The 17,718-nt window shown below is 69.1% G+C and carries 14 protein-coding genes and 2 tRNA genes; 13 read left to right on the top strand and 3 right to left on the bottom strand.

What is annotated here, in order from left to right; genetic code table 11:
- Nucleotides 1-97: 97 nt before the first annotated feature.
- A complete protein-coding gene (locus tag ACZ4AA_RS02655; RefSeq protein WP_467594039.1) occupies nt 98-1,282 on the bottom strand; it encodes an acyltransferase family protein in 1,185 nt (394 codons plus the stop codon).
- Nucleotides 1,283-1,925: 643 nt separating this feature from the next.
- On the opposite strand from ACZ4AA_RS02655, the gene ACZ4AA_RS02650 reads away from it, so the two are divergent.
- A complete protein-coding gene (locus ACZ4AA_RS02650; RefSeq protein WP_467594036.1) occupies nt 1,926-2,120 on the top strand; it encodes a hypothetical protein in 195 nt (64 codons plus the stop codon).
- Nucleotides 2,121-2,355: 235 nt separating this feature from the next.
- On the opposite strand, the gene ACZ4AA_RS02645 is transcribed toward ACZ4AA_RS02650, so the two are convergent.
- Nucleotides 2,356-2,429: transfer RNA gene (locus tag ACZ4AA_RS02645), tRNA-Gly, on the bottom strand.
- A gap of 151 nt (nt 2,430-2,580) precedes the next feature.
- On the opposite strand from ACZ4AA_RS02645, the gene ACZ4AA_RS02640 reads away from it, so the two are divergent.
- From ACZ4AA_RS02640 to clpX, 5 genes are all read left to right on the top strand, one after another.
- Nucleotides 2,581-2,657: transfer RNA gene (locus ACZ4AA_RS02640), tRNA-Pro, on the top strand.
- A gap of 201 nt (nt 2,658-2,858) precedes the next feature.
- The gene (gene tig, locus ACZ4AA_RS02635) at nt 2,859-4,238 is read left to right on the top strand and encodes a trigger factor (protein WP_467594033.1); all 1,380 of its coding nucleotides are present in this window, start codon (nt 2,859-2,861) and stop codon (nt 4,236-4,238) included.
- A 456-nt stretch (nt 4,239-4,694) separates the two neighbouring features.
- The gene (locus ACZ4AA_RS02630; protein ID WP_037618823.1) at nt 4,695-5,300 is read left to right on the top strand and encodes an ATP-dependent Clp protease proteolytic subunit; all 606 of its coding nucleotides are present in this window, start codon (nt 4,695-4,697) and stop codon (nt 5,298-5,300) included.
- Nucleotides 5,301-5,417: 117 nt separating this feature from the next.
- Nucleotides 5,418-6,098 carry an ATP-dependent Clp protease proteolytic subunit gene (locus tag ACZ4AA_RS02625; RefSeq protein ID WP_339129346.1) on the top strand — a complete coding sequence of 227 codons (681 nt, stop codon included), beginning with the start codon at nt 5,418-5,420 and terminating at the stop codon, nt 6,096-6,098.
- Between the two features lie 160 nt (nt 6,099-6,258).
- Entirely contained in the window at nt 6,259-7,545 is a 1,287-nt protein-coding gene (gene clpX / locus ACZ4AA_RS02620) for an ATP-dependent Clp protease ATP-binding subunit ClpX (protein WP_355976643.1), read from the top strand.
- 151 nt (nt 7,546-7,696) lie between these two features.
- Here the strand turns inward: clpX and ACZ4AA_RS02615 are convergent, their stop codons facing one another.
- Nucleotides 7,697-8,647 (bottom strand): hypothetical protein, encoded by a 951-nt coding sequence (locus tag ACZ4AA_RS02615; protein WP_467594028.1) that lies wholly within the window; start codon nt 8,645-8,647, stop codon nt 7,697-7,699.
- Between the two features lie 137 nt (nt 8,648-8,784).
- On the opposite strand from ACZ4AA_RS02615, the gene ACZ4AA_RS02610 reads away from it, so the two are divergent.
- The 7 genes from ACZ4AA_RS02610 (at nt 8,785) to mreD (ending at nt 17,569) form a co-directional block, all read left to right on the top strand.
- Nucleotides 8,785-11,409 carry a valine--tRNA ligase gene (locus ACZ4AA_RS02610; RefSeq protein ID WP_467594025.1) on the top strand — a complete coding sequence of 875 codons (2,625 nt, stop codon included), beginning with the start codon at nt 8,785-8,787 and terminating at the stop codon, nt 11,407-11,409.
- Between the two features lie 317 nt (nt 11,410-11,726).
- Nucleotides 11,727-13,265: a bifunctional tetrahydrofolate synthase/dihydrofolate synthase gene (gene folC, locus ACZ4AA_RS02605; protein ID WP_467594022.1), complete on the top strand. Its 1,539-nt coding sequence runs from the start codon at nt 11,727-11,729 to the stop codon at nt 13,263-13,265.
- A gap of 5 nt (nt 13,266-13,270) precedes the next feature.
- Nucleotides 13,271-13,630, top strand: coding sequence for a DUF4233 domain-containing protein (locus ACZ4AA_RS02600; RefSeq protein WP_467594019.1), 360 nt, complete (start codon nt 13,271-13,273; stop codon nt 13,628-13,630).
- A gap of 219 nt (nt 13,631-13,849) precedes the next feature.
- The gene (gene ndk, locus ACZ4AA_RS02595; RefSeq protein ID WP_339129342.1) at nt 13,850-14,263 is read left to right on the top strand and encodes a nucleoside-diphosphate kinase; all 414 of its coding nucleotides are present in this window, start codon (nt 13,850-13,852) and stop codon (nt 14,261-14,263) included.
- Between the two features lie 440 nt (nt 14,264-14,703).
- Nucleotides 14,704-15,723, top strand: coding sequence for a rod shape-determining protein (locus ACZ4AA_RS02590; RefSeq protein ID WP_339129341.1), 1,020 nt, complete (start codon nt 14,704-14,706; stop codon nt 15,721-15,723).
- A gap of 216 nt (nt 15,724-15,939) precedes the next feature.
- The gene (gene mreC, locus ACZ4AA_RS02585; RefSeq protein ID WP_467594014.1) at nt 15,940-16,878 is read left to right on the top strand and encodes a rod shape-determining protein MreC; all 939 of its coding nucleotides are present in this window, start codon (nt 15,940-15,942) and stop codon (nt 16,876-16,878) included.
- 19 nt (nt 16,879-16,897) lie between these two features.
- Nucleotides 16,898-17,569 carry a rod shape-determining protein MreD gene (mreD, locus tag ACZ4AA_RS02580; RefSeq protein WP_467594012.1) on the top strand — a complete coding sequence of 224 codons (672 nt, stop codon included), beginning with the start codon at nt 16,898-16,900 and terminating at the stop codon, nt 17,567-17,569.
- The last annotated feature ends 149 nt before the right edge of the window (nt 17,570-17,718 follow it).

The following is a 17,718-nucleotide window of genomic DNA, read 5'->3' as shown; positions in this document are numbered from 1 at the left end:
CTGGGGCCCGCCCTTCTCGTACGCGACGCTTCTCGTACGCCACGCCGCTTCTCGTCCGCGCGGTCACGGGGCCGCGGGGCGGCCGGGGACGCGGACGCTAGGCGGTGACCTTGGCCCGCTCCCGGGCGGCCCGCGCCGCGTCCTGCCGGAACGCCCACTCCATCTTCGGTTCCATCGCGAACCGGAAGATCCGCCGGACGGGCCGGGTGCACAGGACCGTGATGAGCGCGGCGGCCACGACCGTCGCGACGGCCTCCCCGAGCGGCGCGCGCAGCCAGTCCTGGTCGAACAAGCCCGCGTACGCGCAGCCCTTGAGGACCAGGCCGTGCAGCAGATAGCCGTACAGCGTGCCCGCGCCGAGCGCCGTGAACCAGAACCTGCGCTGCGGCACCCAGGCGAAGAAGCACGTGGTGAGCAGCAGCGAGCAGGAGTACAGCGCGAGCGTCATGAGGACACCCGTCCACCAGGGGACGCCCATCTCCTGGGCGCTGTCGCGGTGGAAGAACCAGGCGACGTTCATCCGGGGCGCCGCCCAGTAGGCCACGACCAGGGCCGCGGCCACGACGGGCAACGACAGCAGGCGCACGTCACGACGGCGCGCGAGCCGGAAGTGCTCGGGCCTCAGGGTCAGACCGAGGACGAAGAACGGCAGGTACTGAAGCACCCGCTGGAGGGCCAGGTCGTCACCGATCTCCGGCGAGACCGACGCGGCCAGACCGAGGCACAGGGTCAGCGGAAGCGGCCAGCGGACCACCTTCCACAGCGGGGTCGTCAGCCGCCAGACGAACAGCGCGGCCAGGAACCAGGTGAGGTACCAGGGATCGAGCAGACTGATCGTCAGGTCCGAGCCGCCGACCCAGCGGCTGAAGAGGGAGTAGGCCGTCTCGAAGAGGACGTACGGTACGAGAACGCCGGTGACCAGCCGCTTCAGGCGGTCGGGGCGCATGTCGAAATTGCGGGAGAAGTAGCCGGAGATGACGATGAAGGCCGGCATGTGGAAGGCGTACACGAACATGTACAGCGCTTCCAGGAGCCGGCTCTGGCCCTTCAGCGGATCCCACACGTGACCCATGGCCACGAGGACGATCGCCAGGTACTTGGCGTTGTCGAAGAAGGCGTCGCGCTGCTTGGCGGGTCCGGCGTCCGGAGAGGTGGCCGTGCCGGTGCCGTCGGCGGTCCGGGGCGGGCGCGGGTCCTGCGTCCCGTCCGCCGTGACGGCCGGCCGCGGGTCCGTCGGAAGCGCTGATCCCTGGTGGTCGTGGAGTCGGAGCGAGTTGGTCACAGGGTCTCCCGCCGAGAACTCAGAGGGACTGATCTGGACCTCGCTGCGTGTACGGGGGGCGTGGCGGCGTGGAACATCTGAGGCACCCTAGCGTCGTCTGTGCGTTCTCGTAAAACGCTCGATCTCATTCCTGCTATCGCCTGCGTCTACCCCGGATCCGGAGAAGTGTGCCTGCGGATCCGCACAAGGTTCCGGGTATTGATTCCCTTATCAGGGACGGGTGTTGTGTACCGTTCTGCACCGATGAATCGGCGCATACCGCCCGCGGGCGACTCCGGAGACATGTCCGGTCCGATGGGGTTTGACTGCATGCACCCCGCGTTCGACGTGAGCCTGTGACAGTAATTCGGAATATCTGCGAACGAGATGTGTGGACACGGCAATCAGTGCGGTGAATTCACCGTCCGGCCACCCCTGAATTGTGGCGCTGGGCAGTGCTGTTGACGTTTTTTCGTGCGGCGGGGGAAGGGTGGTGCGGCGTTGTTCCGGTGGGGCGCCGGTTCGCTCACGGGGCCGCTCCCGGCCGACGATGCGTCACCTGTCGCATACGAGCGGCCGGTTGGTGGCACGATGGTTCTGGCGGGGGTGTGCGGGGCTGCACCTCCGGGCCGGGAGTGCGACCGACCGTAGGGTGTGATCAGTTGTGGCCATTTCGCTGTCAGTGGTGCTGCTGTTGGCGATCATCCTCGTGGTGCTGATCCGAGGGGGATCCATCAAGGCGGGACCTGCCATCGTCGCGGTGCTCTTCGGCTTCTTCCTCGCGTCGACCGGTATGGCTCCGTCCATCAGCCGGTTCCTCGACTCGATAGCGCAGAGCATCAACTCGATCAGCTTCTGACCGGGCGGCGCCCGGCGCGCGTCACCGGCTGCGCGCGCCGGTGACGGACCTCTCCACGCCCGAAAGTCGTGCCCGGCTCTCCGGCCGCCGTTCCGCCGCCGAGGACGCCGGCGGCCGGCCACAGGACCGGACGGGCACGAACGGGCACGCAGGGTGCGCGAAGGGCCGCTCACGACCCCGGACACGATGAAGGCCAGGCCGGAGGAATCACCCTCCGGCCTGGCCTTTTGTCATCTGGAGCGGGCGACGGGAATCGAACCCGCGTAGCTAGTTTGGAAGACTAGTGCTCTACCATTGAGCTACGCCCGCACAGCACGCGCCGCAGGTCAGCGACCCCGGCACAGAAGGCATCGTAGCGGGTCGAGGGCCCGCAATGCACACCCCGTTCCCGTCCGCGTCGGCGGTCGCGAAATGCGGCAACCGCACTGCCTGCGGGCATGTACCCTACGTGTCGCACCGACGGGGTGTGGCGCAGCTTGGTAGCGCGTCCGCTTTGGGAGCGGAAGGCCGTGGGTTCAAATCCCGCCACCCCGACCACCGACAGGGCCGCGCGGGATCCGCCCGGACAAGATCGCCTTTTGGGGCGTGTACCGCCTGCGGCTACTATGCAAACTGCGTGCCCGTATGTCTGCACTGTTACGTCTCTCAAGGGCCGCGGAATCCGCCCAGGGCTCTCCCCCGGTCGGCAGCGGCACGCAGCAGAACCCCCCAAGAAGTCAGCCACAAGGAGACCGAACCGTGAAGAGCGCCGTGGAGACCCTGAACCCGACTCGGGTTCGGCTCACTGTCGAGGTGCCCTTCGAGGAGCTCAAGGACAGCCTCGACGCGGCGTACAAGAAGATCAACCAGCAGGTCACGGTGAAGGGCTTCCGGAAGGGCAAGATCCCGGCGCGCGTCATCGACCAGCGGTTCGGTCGCGGCGCCGTGCTCGAAGAGGCCGTCAACGACGCGCTCCCGAAGTTCTACACCGAAGCGGTCAACGAGGCTGAGCTGAACGTCCTCGGCCAGCCCGAGGTCGACATCACCGAACTGAAGGACGGCGAGACGCTGAACTTCACCGCCGAGGTCGACGTCCGCCCGGCCATCGAGATCCCGGACTACTCCGGCATCGAGGTCGAGGTCGACGCCATCGAGGTCAGCGACGAGGACGTCGAGAAGGCCGTCTCGGACCTGCGTGAGCGCTTCGCCTCGACCTCCCCGGTCGAGCGCGCCGCCCAGGACGAGGACGTCGTCACCCTTGACCTCGAGGCCAAGGTCGACGGAGAGGTGCTGGAGGACGGTGTCGCCAGCGGCGTCTCGTACACCATCGGCTCCGGCGAGCTGCTCGAAGGCATCGACGAGGCCGTGAAGGGCCTGGAGGCCGGTGGCGAGGCCACCTTCACCTCCGAGCTCAAGGGCGGCTCCGCCGCCGGCAAGGCCGCCGAGGTCACCGTCAAGGTCACCCAGGTCGCCGCGCGCGAGCTGCCCGAGCTGGACGATGAGTTCGCGCAGCTCGCCTCCGAGTTCGACACCCTCGACGAGCTCAAGGCGGACAGCCGCAAGCGCCTCGAGAACATGAAGCAGTACGACCAGGCCACGCAGGCCCAGGAGCGCGTCCTGGAGAAGCTGCTGGAGCTCGTCGAGGTGCCCGTCCCCGAGAAGCTGCTCGAGGACGAGATCAACACCCGTAAGCACAACCTCGAGCACCACCAGCTCGGCCAGATGGGCCTCGACCTCGCGAAGTACCTGGAGATCCAGGGCAAGACCGAGGAAGAGTTCGACGCCGAGACCAAGGACGCCGCGGTCAAGGGCATCAAGACGCAGTTCGTCCTGGACGAGCTCGTCAACAGGGAGAAGCTGAACGTCAACCAGGAGGAGCTCACCGAGCACCTCATGCGGCGCGCCGCCTCCTCCGGCATGTCCCCCGACCAGTTCGCCCAGGCCGTCGTCGAGGGCGGCCAGGTCCCGATGCTCGTCGGCGAGGTCGCCCGCGGCAAGGCCCTCGCGGTCGTCGTCGAGGCCGCCACGGTCAAGGACACCAACGGCGAGATCGTCGACCTGGACGACGAGGAGGACGAGACGGCCGAGACCGTCGAGACCACCGACGCCGCCGAGGCCGAGAACACCACCGAGGCCTGATCGCCTCGGCAGAACACCTGACGGGCCCCCGGGGACTTCACAGTCCCCGGGGGCCCGTCGGCGTCCGGCGGCCCTGTCCCGTTCAGGCCCCCACCGGACCGGCTCAGGGGCGCGAGGAACTGCGCGAGCAACCCCCACCCGGCCGCAGCCGCGGACACGGCCCCCGGGCGCGACGGCGACCGCGGCCTTCCGAGGGCGCCACCCACCCCGCGGGCCTGTCGAGAAGCGGGACCGGACCCCTGGTGAAGCCGGCGCAGCGCATGCGCTCACAGCGAACAGTTCCCTCTGCGGGATTCCCCGGAGGGACCCGCGCGTTAGGGTCCATGAATACGAGGGCAGGGGAGTCCCCGGACGCCGCCGGGAGGCGGCGCGGAACCCGGGGTCCCAGGTTCTGCAGAAGACGTGAGACGGCCCGGCGCCGTCGTAAGACGAGCAGGTGGATACGTGACGAATCTGATGCCCACAGCTGCCGGCGACCCTATCGGTGGTGGCCTCGGCGACCAGGTCTACAACCGACTGCTCGGCGAGCGGATCATCTTCCTCGGCCAGGCGGTCGACGATGACATCGCCAACAAGATCACGGCGCAGCTGCTGCTCCTTGCCGCCGACCCGGACAAGGACATCTACCTCTACATCAACAGCCCCGGCGGATCGATCACGGCCGGCATGGCGATCTACGACACCATGCAGTTCATCAAGAACGACGTGGTGACGATCGCCATGGGCATGGCGGCCTCGATGGGCCAGTTCCTGCTCAGCGCCGGTACGCCCGGCAAGCGCTTCGCCCTGCCGAACGCCGAGATCCTGATCCACCAGCCCTCCGCGGGCCTCGCGGGCTCCGCGTCGGACATCAAGATCCACGCCGAGCGGCTGCTGCACACCAAGAAGCGGATGGCGGAGCTGACCGCGTTCCACACCGGTCAGACCGTCGAGCAGGTCACGCGTGACTCGGACCGCGACCGTTGGTTCGACCCGATCGAGGCCAAGGAGTACGGCCTCATCGACGACATCGTGCCCACCGCTGCCGGAATGCCGGGCGGTGGCGGCACCGGGGCGTCGTAAGCCCCTCCAGTGCCCGCGAGAGCGGCGCGGGGCCCCTTCCCGCCCTTCCGGCGGGGCGAGGCCCCCAGCGTGCCCTCAGCCGACCGCTCAGCCCTTTTCAGGTTTCCAGGAGACACAGTGAACGACTTCCCCGGCAGCGGCCTCTTCGCCCGCACGCAGGCCGAGTACACCGGTCCTCGCGCGGAGTCCCGCTACGTCATCCCGCGCTTCGTCGAGCGCACCTCTCAGGGCGTGCGTGAGTACGACCCGTACGCGAAGCTGTTCGAGGAGCGCGTGATCTTCCTCGGCGTGCAGATCGACGACGCCTCCGCCAACGACGTCATGGCGCAGCTGCTGTGCCTGGAGTCGATGGACCCCGACCGTGACATCTCGGTCTACATCAACAGCCCCGGTGGCTCGTTCACGGCCCTCACGGCCATCTACGACACGATGCAGTTCGTGAAGCCGGACATCCAGACGGTCTGCATGGGCCAGGCCGCCTCGGCCGCCGCGATCCTGCTGGCCGCCGGCACCCCGGGCAAGCGCATGGCGCTCCCGAACGCCCGTGTGCTGATCCACCAGCCCTACAGCGAGACCGGTCGCGGTCAGGTCTCGGACCTCGAGATCGCCGCGAACGAGATCCTCCGCATGCGCGGTCAGCTGGAGGACATGCTGGCCAAGCACTCGACCACGCCGATCGAGAAGATCCGCGAGGACATCGAGCGCGACAAGATCCTCACGGCCGAGGACGCTCTCGCCTACGGCCTGATCGACCAGATCATTTCCACGCGGAAGATGAACAACTCCGCGGTCGTGTGACGTATCGCTGTATCGTCTGCCGCTCCCTGGCGTGGTTCACGACGAAGTGAACCGCGCCAAGGGGGGCCCGAACGAGGGGCTCGGCAAGGTACCGTCGGACATAAGGCAGCACCAGGAGCCGCTGGATCCAGGCGACTCCCAGGCGAAGGGGAAGCACACCGTGGCACGCATCGGTGACGGCGGCGATCTGCTCAAGTGCTCGTTCTGCGGCAAGAGCCAGAAGCAGGTCAAGAAGCTCATCGCAGGCCCCGGTGTGTACATCTGCGACGAGTGCATCGATCTCTGCAACGAGATCATCGAGGAAGAGCTCGCGGAGACGAGCGAGGTGCGCTGGGAGGAACTTCCCAAGCCCCGCGAGATCTACGAGTTCCTCGAGGGGTACGTGGTCGGGCAGGAGTCGGCCAAGAAGGCGCTCTCCGTCGCGGTGTACAACCACTACAAGCGCGTCCAGGCCGGTGAGAACAGCACGGGCCAGAACCGCGAGGACGCCATCGAGTTGGCGAAGTCCAACATCCTTCTGCTGGGCCCCACGGGCTCCGGCAAGACACTCCTCGCCCAGACTCTCGCGCGCATGCTGAACGTCCCGTTCGCCATCGCGGACGCGACGGCGCTGACGGAGGCGGGGTATGTCGGCGAGGACGTCGAGAACATCCTGCTGAAGCTGATCCAGGCCGCCGACTACGACGTCAAGAAGGCCGAGACCGGGATCATCTACATCGACGAGATCGACAAGGTCGCCCGTAAGAGCGAAAATCCGTCGATCACGCGCGATGTGTCCGGTGAGGGTGTGCAGCAGGCCCTGCTCAAGATCCTCGAAGGCACGACGGCCTCCGTGCCTCCGCAGGGCGGACGCAAGCACCCGCACCAGGAGTTCATCCAGATCGACACGACGAACGTCCTGTTCATCGTGGGCGGTGCCTTCTCGGGCCTGGAGAAGCTCATCGAGTCGCGGGCTGGCGCGAAGGGCATCGGCTTCGGCGCGACGATCCGCTCGAAGCGCGAGCTGGAGTCCAAGGACCAGTTCGCGGCGGTCATGCCGGAGGACCTGGTCAAGTTCGGCATGATCCCCGAGTTCATCGGCCGGCTTCCCGTCATCACCTCGGTCCACAACCTGGACCGCGAGGCACTCCTCCAGATCCTGGTCGAGCCGCGCAACGCGCTGGTGAAGCAGTACCAGCGGCTTTTCGAACTCGACGGTGTGGAGCTGGACTTCGAGCGTGAGGCGCTGGAGGCCATCGCCGACCAGGCCATCCTGCGCCAGACCGGCGCGCGCGGCCTACGCGCCATCATGGAGGAAGTCCTCCAGGCCGTGATGTACGAAGTCCCGTCCCGCAAGGACGTGGCCCGCGTCGTCATCACCGCCGACGTGGTCCTGCGCAACGTCAACCCGACCCTGATCCCGAGGGACGCCCGCCGCGGCGGCCCGGGGGAGCAGAAGACGGCGTAGGCACGCGCAGCCAGACGAAAGAGGGGCGCCCGGCGATCAACTCGCCGGGCGCCCCTCTGGCTTGCGGGGTTCCGCGCGACAGGGCCCGGCTCGCGGGCCGGGCCCTGTGCGGAAACGCCGTGCCGCGACGCGTTCGCGCGCCGGGCCGGTGTCAGGCCTTGACGCGGACGTCGTTGCGGAGCTTCGCGGCGATCTCGGCGGCGGCCTCGGGGGTGCTGCTCTTGCCGGCCATCATGCTCGCGAAGTCGATCGGCAGCACGTAGCCGAGCGTGCTGTGGTCGCCCCAGATGCAGACGGGCATCGTGAACGACTTGGGGCCCGAGGAGCTGTTGTTGACCTTGATCTCCTGGCACTTGAGGACGGCGCCGTTCAGCTCGCTCGGCGAGTACGCCTTCGGGCTGCCGATGAACTCGCCGTCCTTGGAGCCGCCCTTCTGGGACTCCTTCTTCATCCCGGCGAACATGTTGTCGACGGTCGCCCCGGGGTCGTCGATCGTTCCCCAGACACCACCGAAGGAGATCTGCTTCATCGCGAGCGGGTTGCTCTTGTCGCCCGACTGGTAACCCGCGCTGACGTCCTTGGGGTTCTTCACACCCCAGCCCTCGGCGTCCTTCAGGTCGTCCTTGGTCATGCCGCCGCTGTCGCCCGAGTCGGCGGACTTCTTGTAGTCGCCGCCGAGGACCGACGCCGGCGTCGTCAGCTTGTGGGGGCCGTCGTCCGCGACGGAGCTGCCGCTGCCGCTGCCGCCGAATGCCAGGTACGCGACCACCGCGATCGCCGCCACCGCGGCCACGCCGCCGATGATCAGGGCCGTCTTCTTCTTGCCGCCGGACGGCTCGGGCGGCATCGGGACCGCGCCGTAGGGAGGCTGGCCGTACGGGGGAGTCTGCGGCGGGACACCCGGAGCCTGCTGCGGGTAGCCGTAGCCGGGCTGGGCCTGGGGGGCCTGCTGGGGGTAGCCGTAGCCCGGCTGCGCCGGGGGAGCCTGCGGGGGGTAGCCGTAGCCGGGCTGAGGGGCCGGCGGCTGCTGGCCGCCGGGCTGACCGTAGGGTCCGGGCTGCTGGGGCTGCCCGCCGTACGGGCCCGGCTGGTTGTAGCTCATTTCTGGGTTCCCCTCCAGATGCCTTATGTGTTCCTGACATCCTGACGCACGGGGCGAGCGCCCAGGTCCGCAGGGGGGCCACCGTTACGAAGTAATCCCGTTTCGGGACAGGGGCGTGACGCCCCTAAACTGATCCCGTGACCGAGAACGCTCAGCAGCAGCCATCAGAGCCCAACACCGAACTGCCGACCCAGTACGCGCCGGCCGATGTAGAGGGGCCGCTGTACGAGCGCTGGGTGGAGCGCGGCTATTTCGAGGCGGACGCGAAGAGCGACAAGCCTCCGTTCACGGTGGTCATCCCGCCGCCGAACGTCACCGGCAGCCTGCACCTCGGCCACGCCTTCGAGCACACCCTCATCGACGCCCTCACCCGGCGCAAGCGCATGCAGGGCTTCGAGACGCTGTGGCAGCCCGGCATGGACCACGCCGGCATCGCCACCCAGAACGTCGTCGAGCGCGAGCTGGGCAAGGAGGGCAAGTCGCGGCACGACCTCGGCCGGGAGGCGTTCGTCGAGCGCGTCTGGCAGTGGAAGGCCGAGTCCGGCGGACAGATCTCCGGCCAGATGCGCCGCCTCGGTGACGGCGTCGCCTGGTCGCGCGAGCGCTTCACGATGGACGAGGGCCTCTCCCGGTCCGTCCAGACGATCTTCAAGAAGCTCTTCGACGACGAGCTGATCTACCGCGCCGAACGCATCATCAACTGGTGCCCGCGCTGTCTCACCGCGATCTCCGACATCGAGGTCGAGTACCAGGACGACGACGGCGAGCTCGTCTCCATGAAGTACGGGGAGGGGGACGACTCCATCGTCGTCGCCACCACCCGCGCCGAGACGATGCTCGGCGACACCGCCGTCGCCGTCCACCCGGAGGACGAGCGGTACAAGCACCTCGTCGGCACGCTCATCAGGCTGCCGCTGACCGACCGTTCCATCCCGGTCGTCGCGGACGAGCACGTCGACCCCGAGTTCGGCACCGGTGCCGTCAAGGTCACGCCCGCTCACGACCCGAACGACTTCGAGATCGGGCAGCGCCACAACCTGCCCAACATCGCCGTCATGGACGAGCACGCGGTCATCACGGTCCCCGGCCCCTTCCAGGGTCTGGACCGCCTGGAGGCCCGTTCCGCGATCGTCGCCGCCCTGCGCGCCGAGGGGCGCATCGTCGCCGAGAAGCGCCCGTACAGCCACTCCGTGGGCCACTGCTCGCGCTGCAAGACCACCATCGAGCCGCGCCTGTCCATGCAGTGGTGGGTCAAGGTCGGCCCGCTGGCGAAGGCCGCGGGCGACGCCGTCCGCGACGGCCGCGTCAAGATCCACCCGCAGGAGATGGAGAAGCGGTACTTCGACTGGGTCGACAACCTCCACGACTGGTGCATCTCGCGGCAGCTGTGGTGGGGCCACCGGATCCCCGTCTGGTACGGGCCCAACGGCGAGATCGTCTGCGTCGGCCCCGACGACGAGGCCCCCACGGGCGAGGGCTGGCACCAGGACACCGACGTCCTCGACACCTGGTTCTCCTCCGGCCTGTGGCCGTTCTCCACGCTCGGCTGGCCCGAACAGACCGAGAGCCTCGCGAAGTTCTACCCGAACTCCGTCCTGGTCACCGGCTACGACATCCTGTTCTTCTGGGTCGCCCGGATGATGATGTTCGGCCTGTACGCGATGGACGGCACCCCGCCGTTCCACACCATCGCCCTGCACGGCATGGTCCGCGACCAGTTCGGCAAGAAGATGTCCAAGTCCTTCGGGAACGCGGTCAATCCGCTGGACTGGATGGACAAGTACGGCTCCGACGCGCTGCGTTTCACCCTCGCGCGCGGCGCCAACCCGGGCGTCGACGTCCCGATCGGCGAGGACTGGGTCCAGGGCTCGCGCAACTTCGCCAACAAGATCTGGAACGCCACCCGTTTCGCGCTGATGAACGGTGCGACGGTCGAGGGCGAACTCCCGCCCGCCGGGGAGCTGTCGGCCACCGACCGCTGGATCCTGTCCCGGCTCAACGCCACGGTCGCCGAAGTCGACGCCCTGTACGACGACTTCCAGTTCGCCAAGCTGTCCGACGCCCTCTTCCACTTCGCGTGGGACGAGGTCTTCGACTGGTACGTCGAGCTGTCCAAGACCACGTTCATGGCCGGCGGCGAGCCCGCGAAGGTCTCCGGCCGGGTCCTCGGCGAGGTCCTGGACGTCACCCTCCGCCTCCTGCACCCGATCGTCCCGTTCGTCACGGAGACCCTCTGGACCACCCTCACGGGCGGCGAGTCGGTCGTCGTCGCGGACTGGCCGACCGACTCGGGCTTCCGTGACACCGCGGCCGAGCAGGAGATCGAGAAGCTCCAGCAGGTCATCACGGAGGTCCGCCGCTTCCGTGCCGACCAGGGCCTCCAGCCGGGCCAGCGGGTCCCGGCCCGGCTGACCCTCGACGGGACCGCGCTGGCCCCGCACGAGGCGGCCATCCGTCAGCTGCTGCGCCTCCAGCCGGAGGGCGACAGCTTCTCGGCCACGGCGACGCTGCCGGTGGCGGGCGCCGCCGTCGCGCTCGACCTGTCGGGCACGATCGACGTCGCCGCCGAGCGCAAGCGTCTGGCCAAGGACCTCGCCGCCGCCGAGAAGGAGAAGGCCCAGGCCAACGCCAAGCTCGGCAACGAGGCGTTCCTCGCCAAGGCGCCCGACAACGTCGTGGACAAGATCCGCGGCCGGCTCGCCAAGGCGGACGAGGACATCGCCCGCATCCAGACCCAGCTGGAGCGACTGCCGGAGGCGTAGCCCCGGCCCCAGGCAACCGAAGGCCCCCGGAACCCTCCAGTTCCGGGGGTCTTCCGCCGTCTCGGCAGGCTTTTCCTCGCCCCCTCCGCCCCTGCCCGTCCCGTACCTGGGGGCTGCCGCCCCCAGACCCCCGCTTCGGCCTGAACGGCCTCGTCCTCAATGGCCGGACGGGCTGAGAATCAGCCCCTCCGGCGATTGAGGAGCGGGGGGCCGGGGGCAGCGCCCCCGAGTACGGGACGGGTAGGGGCGGAGGGGGCGAAAACCCCCACGCGGCCCCACACGCCCCCACACCCCCGCCCCCTCCGTAGACTGGCCCCGTGAGTGACCTCCCCCCGCACGACAGCAGCGCCTCCGACGCCCCGGAGGACCGCGACCCGCACGGCCTCTTCGAGGAGATCGTGGCCAACGAGACCGAGCGCGACCCCGACCTCGCGGTGATCGAGGCCGGCAGTCGTACCCTGCGGACCCAGGGCGGCGGCGACCACCGGGCCGACGTCCCCGGGCGGCCCTCCGACCCCGAGGTCGACAAGGCGCTGCGCGCGGTGGAGTCCGAGCTCGCCACCCGCTGGGGCGAGACCAAGCTGGAGCCGTCCGTCGCCCGGATCGCGGCGCTGATGGACGTCCTCGGGGAGCCGCAGCGCGCGTACCCCTCGATCCACATCACCGGCACCAACGGCAAGACCTCCACCGCCCGCATGGTCGAGGCACTCCTCGGCGCCTTCGAGCTGCGCACCGGCCGCTACACCAGCCCCCACGTGCAGTCGATCACCGAGCGGATCAGCCTCGACGGGGCACCGATGGCCGCCGAGCGCTTCGTCGAGACGTACGACGACATCAAGCCCTACGTCGAGATGGTCGACGGACAGCAGGAGTACCGGCTGTCCTTCTTCGAGGTGCTCACCGGCATGGCGTACGCCGCCTTCGCCGACGCGCCCGTGGACGTCGCCGTCGTCGAGGTCGGCATGGGCGGCAGCTGGGACGCCACGAACGTGATCGACGGGGACGTCGCCGTGGTGACCCCCATCGACCTCGACCACACCGACCGGCTCGGTGAGACGTTCGCGGAGATCGCCACCGAGAAGGCGGGCATCGTCAAGCAGGACGCCACCGTCATCCTCGCCCAGCAGCCGGTCGACGCGGCCCAGGTGCTGCTGAAGAAAGCCGTCGAGGTCGACGCCACCGTGGCCCGCGAGGGTCTCGAATTCGGTGTCGTGGCACGCCAGGTCGCGGTCGGCGGACAACTGCTCACCCTGCGCGGCCTCGGCGGCGAGTACGAAGAGGTCTTCCTGCCGCTGCACGGCGCCTACCAGGCGCACAACGCCGCCGTGGCGCTCGCCGCGGTCGAGGCGTTCTTCGGCGTCGGCTCGGCGCACGCCGAGCGGCTCGACATCGACACCGTGCGCAAGGCGTTCGCCGCGGTCACCTCGCCGGGCCGCCTGGAGATCGTGCGCCGCTCGCCCACCGTGGTGCTCGACGCCGCGCACAACCCCGCGGGTGCCCGCGCCACGGCCGAGGCGGTGAGCGAGGTCTTCGACTTCAGCCGGCTGATCGGGGTCGTCGGCGCGAGCGGCGACAAGAACGTACGCGGGGTGCTGGAGGCCTTCGAGCCGATCCTCGCCGAGGTCGTCGTCACCCAGAACTCCAGCCATCGCGCGATGGACGCGGACGAACTCGCCGGGATCGCCGTCGAGGTCTTCGGCGAGGACCGGGTCCAGGTCGAACCGCGCCTGGACGACGCCCTGGAGGCCGCGATCACGCTCGCCGAGGAAGAGGGCGAGTTCGCGGGCGGGGGCGTGCTGGTCACCGGATCCGTCATCACGGTCGGCGAGGCCCGACTGCTCCTGGGGAGGGGCTGACTCTCGTGCGTACGCTCTGTGCTTCCACGCTGATCGGCGAGGTCTTCGTCATCGGCTTCGCCGGGCTCGTCGCCATGAAGGAACCCGATCTGTCCACGGCCACGGTCTGGACGGTCTGCGGGGTCCTGATGGCGCTGAGCGTGCTGCTCTGCGGCATGATCACGCGGCCCGGCGGTGTCCAGCTCGGCTGGGCGCTCCAGATCCTGCTCGTCGCCGGCGGGTTCGTCGTGCCGTCGATGTTCATCCTGGGCGTGGCCTTCGCCGCCCTGTGGTGGGCCTCGGTCCACTACGGCCGCAAGATCGACGAGGCCAAGGCCCGGTTCGCCGCGCAGGCGAAGGCCGAGCCGGACGGCACCCCGGCGTAGACCGTGACCGCGAGGTCCCGCCCGCCCGGCGGCCGGGACCTCGCGAACGCGCCGACACGACCTGTCCGTGACCGCGGGGCCCCTCGGGCGGGGCGCGCGAGCGCGCGCCACCGGCGGACGGAGGCGTGCTCCCGTACCACCCGGCACTGTGCGACGGCCGCCGGGACACGCCCTGTAGCCTCGTTCATCCGCACAAGTGTGACCCTAAGGAGCCTTCCCGTGAGCCAGCGCACCCTCGTCCTTCTCAAGCCCGACGCCGTCCGTCGCGGCCTGACCGGCGAGATCATCAGCCGCATCGAGCGCAAGGCCGGCTGGCAGATCACCGCGCTGGAGCTGCGGACCCTGGACCAGGACACGCTGGAGCAGCACTACGGCGAGCACAAGGGCAAGCCCTTCTACGAGCCGCTGGTGGCGTTCATGGCCTCCGGCCCCGTCGTGGCCCTGATCGTCGAGGGCGAGCGGGTCATCGAGGGCGTGCGTGCCCTGGCCGGCCCGACCGACCCGATCGCCGCCGCCCCCGGTTCCATCCGCGGCGACTTCGGTGTGATCGTCCGCGAGAACCTGATCCACGCCTCCGACTCCGAGGAGTCCGCCGAGCGCGAGGTGAAGATCTTCTTCCCCGGCCGCGTCTGAGCGTACGGTCGAGGCCCGCGCGCGGCACCCGCGTGCGCGGAGGGTCACGGCCCGGCCTACGGACGGTCGCGTCCGAGGCCGCGGACCTCTGCGGCGGGGCCGTCCGGACGATCTCCGGAGCGCGCGGCGCAGCACGATTTCAAAGAATTTTCTGAGACTGCGTCAGCGCGGCTCCGACAGTCTGACCAGGGACGGCCGTGAAAAATCCGGCCGTCCCGTGGCATATGCGCGCTGATCGGGGGAACGCGTGACCCCGATGGCCCGTCTCCACAAGCGAGCGGCTGCGCCATCTGCCGACAATGGCCAAGACCCTCGCGCAGTGTTCGGGTGGGCGCGTCTACGATGGAGGCGTTCACGTCGCTGCACCAACCTCGCGCCGTCCCTAAAAAGCCGTCAAAGCTCGCTTTGGGAAGGCCAGACGAATCCTGATGGGGAACTCAATGTCGTTCATCGGCCGTGACATGGCTGTCGACCTCGGGACCGCCAACACGCTGGTGTACGTCAGGGGCCGAGGGATCGTACTCAACGAACCGTCTGTCGTCGCGATCAACACCAACACCGGCGGGATCCTCGCGGTGGGCGCGGAAGCCAAGAAGATGATCGGGCGGACCCCGGGCAACATCGTCGCCGTGCGTCCGCTCAGGGACGGCGTCATCGCCGACTTCGAGATCACCGAGCGCATGCTCCGCTACTTCATCCTGAAGATCCACAAGCGGCGCTATCTCGCCCGCCCCCGTGTCGTCGTCTGTGTGCCCTCGGGCATCACGGGCGTCGAGCGCCGTGCCGTCATCGAGGCGTCGTCCCAGGCCGGCGCCCGCCAGGTGCACATCATCGAGGAGCCCATGGCCGCGGCCATCGGTGCCGGCCTGCCGGTCCACGAGGCCACGGGCAACATGGTGGTGGACATCGGCGGCGGCACCACGGAGGTCGCGGTCATCTCGCTCGGAGGCATCGTCACCGCCCAGTCCATCCGCGTCGCGGGCGACGAGCTGGACAACGCGATCATCCAGCACATCAAGAAGGAGTACAGCCTCCTTCTCGGTGAGCGGACGGCCGAGCAGATCAAGATCACGATCGGTTCGGCGTACGACCTCGACAACGACGAGCACACCGAGATCCGCGGCCGGGACCTGGTCTCCGGTCTGCCCAAGACGGTCGTCATCTCCGCCGCCGAGGTCCGCAAGGCGATCGAGGAACCGGTCAACGCGATCATCGACGCCGTGAAGACGACGCTCGACAAGTGCCCGCCCGAGCTCTCCGGCGACGTGATGGACCGGGGCATCGTCCTGACCGGCGGTGGAGCGCTCCTGCGCGGCCTGGACGAGCGGCTGCGCCGTGAGACCGGCATGCCGATCCACATCGCGGAGGACCCGCTCGACAGCGTGGCGCTCGGCTCCGGCAAGTGCGTCGAGGAGTTCGAGGCGCTCCAGCAGGTTCTGGACGCCCAGCCCCGCAGATGAAGTAACACTTCGATTCCGCCGTACGAGATCACCCCTTCTCGTGCGGCGGATCGTTGGTATGGAGGCATAAACTCCTGCGACATAGAGTCATAACCTCCCCCATAACAGCCACCCCGTCTCACCCCCCACTCCAGCCTCATCGCACCGTGGGCATCCTTTTCGCCCAGGGCGCGCCCCTGTTGACCCAATACGACGAGGAAGGCACGGCCGCCGCACGTGAGGGACACACGAGAGAGCCGGCTGCTCCTGGTGCTGCTGATCGCCATCGCGTTCGCACTGATCACGGTGGACATCCGCGGCGGGCAGGACTCACCGGTCGACGGCGCCCGCCAGGCCGCCGCGACGGTCTTCGGCCCGATCGAGAACGGGGTGTCGTCCGCGGTCGACCCCGTCGGCAACGCGATCTCCGCGGTCCGCGATTCGGGCGGACGGCACGATCGCATCGCACAACTGGAGCACGACAACGCGGCGTTGAAGGCGAGCCTCGGCAGCAGCGACCGCAACCGCAGCCGCGTCAAGCAGCTCGACAAGATGATCAAGGTGGCGGGCGAGGGCCAGTACGGCATCAAGGGCGCCGAGGTGATCGCCATAGGGGCGGCCCAGGGCTTCTCCTGGACCGTCACCATCGACGTCGGCGCCAACGACGGCATCCAGCGCGACATGACCGTCCTGAACGGCGACGGACTGGTCGGCCGGGTCACCACCGTCGGCCCGGACACCGCGACCGTCCTCCTGGCCAACGACCCCGACTTCACCGTCGGCACCCGCATGGAGTCGAGCGACGAACTCGGCTTCGCCTCGGGCCAGGGCGACCGCCCGCTGCGCGTCGAGCTCCTCAACGCCAAGGCCAAGATCAAGAAGGGCGACCGGCTGGTCACCTTCGGCTCGCAGTCCGACAAGCCGTTCGTGCCCGGTGTCCCCGTCGGAGTCGTCTCCCGCGTCGACCCGTCCGGCGGCGACCTGACCCGCACGATCTACGTGACGCCCTTCGTCTCGTTCACCAAGCTCGACATCGTCGGCGTCGTCGTCGCGGCACCCAAGAGCGACCCCCGCGACACCGTGCTGCCCCCGAAACCCCGACCGACGCCCACGCCGACCGTGACCGTGACGGTCACCCCCTCGGCGAGCGCCCCCGACCTCGGCCAGCAGCAGTAAGCAGGAGGAGCCGAATCCCATGCGTTTCAACCGGATGCTGCTCTCCGTCACCCTGGTGGTCGTCGCCCTGGTGATCCAGGTGAGCGTCCTCGCCCGACTCCATCTCCCGGGCGCCGTCCCCGACCTGGTGCTGCTGACCGTGCTCGCCCTCGCCCTGGTCTACGGCCATGTCGGCGGCGCGCTCATCGGCTTCGGCGCCGGTCTGCTCTCCGACCTCGTCCCGCCCGCCGACCACGCCGCCGGACGCTACGCCCTCGTGCTCTGCGTCGTCGGCTACCTCGCCGGCCTCGCCAAGCCCGAGAACGGCCGGCTCAAGTCGGCCACCGGCCCCATGGTCGTGGTCGTCGCCGCCGCGATCGGCTCCACCGTGCTGTACGCGGGCGTCGGCGCGCTCGTCGGCGACACCGCCGCCCGCCACGTCGGGCTCAGCAACCTGCTCATCACGGCCACCCTCTACGACCTGCTGCTCGCGCCGTTCGTCGTCCCGGTGCTGATGGCCCTGGCCCGGCGGGCCGAGAACGATCCGCTCGCCGACGGCGGTTCGGCCTCCAAGACGGCCGACGTCTCCTCGGGCTGGCTGTCCTCCGGCACCGGCCTGCGCATCGGCAGCCAGCGCAGCGGACTGCGGGTGAAGGCGGCCAAGGCACGGGTCGCCCGCGCCGGACGCATCAAGGGGGTCAAGCGGCTGTGACGGGTTCCGTTCGGCGCCACCGTCAAACCCCGGGGACGCCAAGAGACTTGACCGGCCGCGGTGTCACCGCGCACAGGTTCGCCGTGTACTCGTATGACACGTACACACACTGAGAGGGGGAGGCAGCAGCAGTGACCAACGCCCACCCG

Source organism: Streptomyces sp. NPDC024698 (genome assembly GCF_055559015.1).
Note: the sequence above shows the minus strand (reverse complement) of the source record. Positions and strands in the feature narration are given on the sequence as shown.